Below are 2,327 nucleotides of genomic sequence, written 5' to 3' on the forward strand. Positions count from 1 at the left end.
CAGGCCGGAATCTGTGCGAACGGTTGGGAGAAGACGAGGATAGTGATGTGGAAATCATTCTGAACGGCATGGAGAGGATTAACAGACTGGTATCCCTGAAAATGTATGAATATGGCAGGCACGAGGCAGTAGCTGCTATCTGATATGTGGCTGTACAGGGCCGGGGAAGGTTTGTCAAGTGCCTTCCCCGGTCTTGTACTGTCTGCACTATAGGGGCGAAAGACATATTATTTTTGATGATTACCATCAACATCGCTTTTTTGCAGTTTCCATTTCCATTATTTAGTGAGAAAATAAATAATTGTCCAATATATTTCAAAAACATGTGACCGTTTTCTTCCGGCAATTGTTTTATAGGTGAAAGGAGGTCAGGCAATGAAACAAGCAATATCCACCCAACAGCTGGAGGATGCCTATGATGCTTATGGCACGGCAGTATACCGTCTGGCAATGGCTTTCCTGGGGCAGTGCGCCGATGCGGAGGATGTGACCCAGGAGACCTTTTGCCGATTGCTGTACCGCGCTCCCATTTTCACGGATGAGAACCATCAGAAGCGCTGGCTTCTCCGGGTTGCAGCCAATCTGTGCCGGAACCAACTGAGGGGCTTCTGGCGGAAACGGGTGACGCAGTTAGAGGACACCATTCCTGCCATTGTCCCAGAGGAACTGGAGGCCCTGAATGCTGTCATGGCCCTGCCGGAACAGTACAAGCTGCCTATCCATCTCTACTACTATGAAGGATACTCGGTGACGGAAATCGCCGAAATTTTAAAGATGGGGAAATCGGCGGTGAAGATGCGGCTGAAACGGGGCCGTGAATTGTTGAAAATGGAATTGGAGGGATCAAATTGAATATCAACGACTATCGAAAAGCGATGGATCATATCAGTCCAAGTAATGAATTGAAAGAGCGTATTATGCACAAAAAAACAACTCATAGGCGGTATGCCCCAGTTCACCGTGTTCTCGCCAGCATACTGACAGCAGTTTTAATGCTGACCTATGTGACCACTGTTGCCCTGGCTGCCAGCCCGGAACTGCGAAGGGCGGTGCTGTCTTTCTTCCGCATAGAAGAGCGGGAACAGGTGCCCGGTCAGCCCGATATCAATCCATCCGACATCAATCAGCCCGATGTTGATCAGCCTTATGACAATCAGCCTGACATCATCCAGACTGAAATCGGCAGTCTGGTCAAGGCCCAGTACATCAAAATGGACCAACGTTACGGTCTTTCTGGTGGCCTGCTCAATAATCTGACTTGGAGCGATGACGGCAGGACTCTTTTGGAGGCCGAGTTCTGGGAGATCAAGGACAACAATCTGGTTCCCGTCCAGGTGGACATGCGGACCAGCCAAATTGACATAACATTCCAGGACATCAATTATCAGGGCAACCTGTACTGGTTCATCCGGAATGGGGAGCTGCATCTCTTTCAAGGCAGTCCCTACGGTGTTGATACACGCCCTGAGGATGAGTGGTCTGTAGAGGCCATTCCAGGGCGCACTGATGTATTGCTGCTCAAGCTGGCACAGGGCCAGCAGATGGATTACACCGAGTACCCTATGCTTTTCTATCTGGATACCGGCGAGACAGAGGACTTCTTGGCCGGCACAGGTGCCGGGCAGCTGGAATACGCTTATGATTATTCGTGGTCGGAGAGTATGCGCAGGGCATTGATTTTATGTAGTGCCGGCATGGGTGGGCTGCAGGAATGGCTTTGCGATCTGGATGCCAGGACTCTCATCCGTTTGGATGAGCTGACTGGGATGGGCGAGGAAGTCAGTGCCGGTTTCGCAGACAATGATACGCTGATCCTCACCACCCACACCACATCGGAAGAGGACGAAACATGGCAGACCATCACTTGTTATGCTTACGACATCCCCACCGGGCAGAAGACGAAAACCCTGGATAAGGCACACTACTATCGATGGTGGGATGAACCCTATGGTGTCCAGCTGTTCGGTAGCCGCTGTGTTCTGATAGGCGAGGACGGACAGGTTCGGTTGGTCGATCTGAAAACAGGGATGCAGACTGTCGTAGAGGGATTTACCTGGCAGACAGGGGACGAATTCATGCCCAGCCCCTCCGGCAATAAGCTGCTGTATTATTCCTCTGACTCCAAAGCGGAGGGCCTGGGTATCTCCCAGCTGGGCGTGGTGGATCTGGAAAAGGGCACTTTCATTGCCTTTGACAGGGAAGGTTACGGGAACCTCTACGAGGAGGGCATCGGCTGGAGCAATGACAGCACAGTGAGCATTAACGCCCGCTCTTCCGATGGCGAAACCAGGTATCTCATTTTGTATACGTTCTGACAGCGAGAGGCT

Annotated in this window: 2 protein-coding genes; both read left to right on the forward strand. The window is 51.4% G+C overall.

The genetic code is table 11. The annotated features are described in order from the left end of the window. Positions 1-375 precede the first annotated feature (375 nt). Positions 376-852 carry an RNA polymerase sigma factor gene (locus Q2B33_RS23845; RefSeq protein ID WP_300914327.1) on the forward strand — a complete coding sequence of 159 codons (477 nt, stop codon included), beginning with the start codon at positions 376-378 and terminating at the stop codon, positions 850-852. Continuing rightward, positions 849-2,315, forward strand: coding sequence for a hypothetical protein (locus Q2B33_RS23850; RefSeq protein ID WP_300914328.1), 1,467 nt, complete (start codon positions 849-851; stop codon positions 2,313-2,315). The genes Q2B33_RS23845 and Q2B33_RS23850 overlap by 4 nt, the downstream gene beginning before the upstream one ends. The last annotated feature ends 12 nt before the right edge of the window (positions 2,316-2,327 follow it).

This window comes from uncultured Acetatifactor sp. (assembly GCF_948601915.1).
Classification (GTDB): Bacteria; Bacillota; Clostridia; order Lachnospirales; family Lachnospiraceae; genus Acetatifactor.

What these genes read in the sequence shown, in the direction of transcription:
- Q2B33_RS23845 (WP_300914327.1), top strand. Translation starts at nt 376, where the DNA reads ATGAAACAAGCAATATCCACCCAACAGCTGGAGGATGCCTATGATGCT.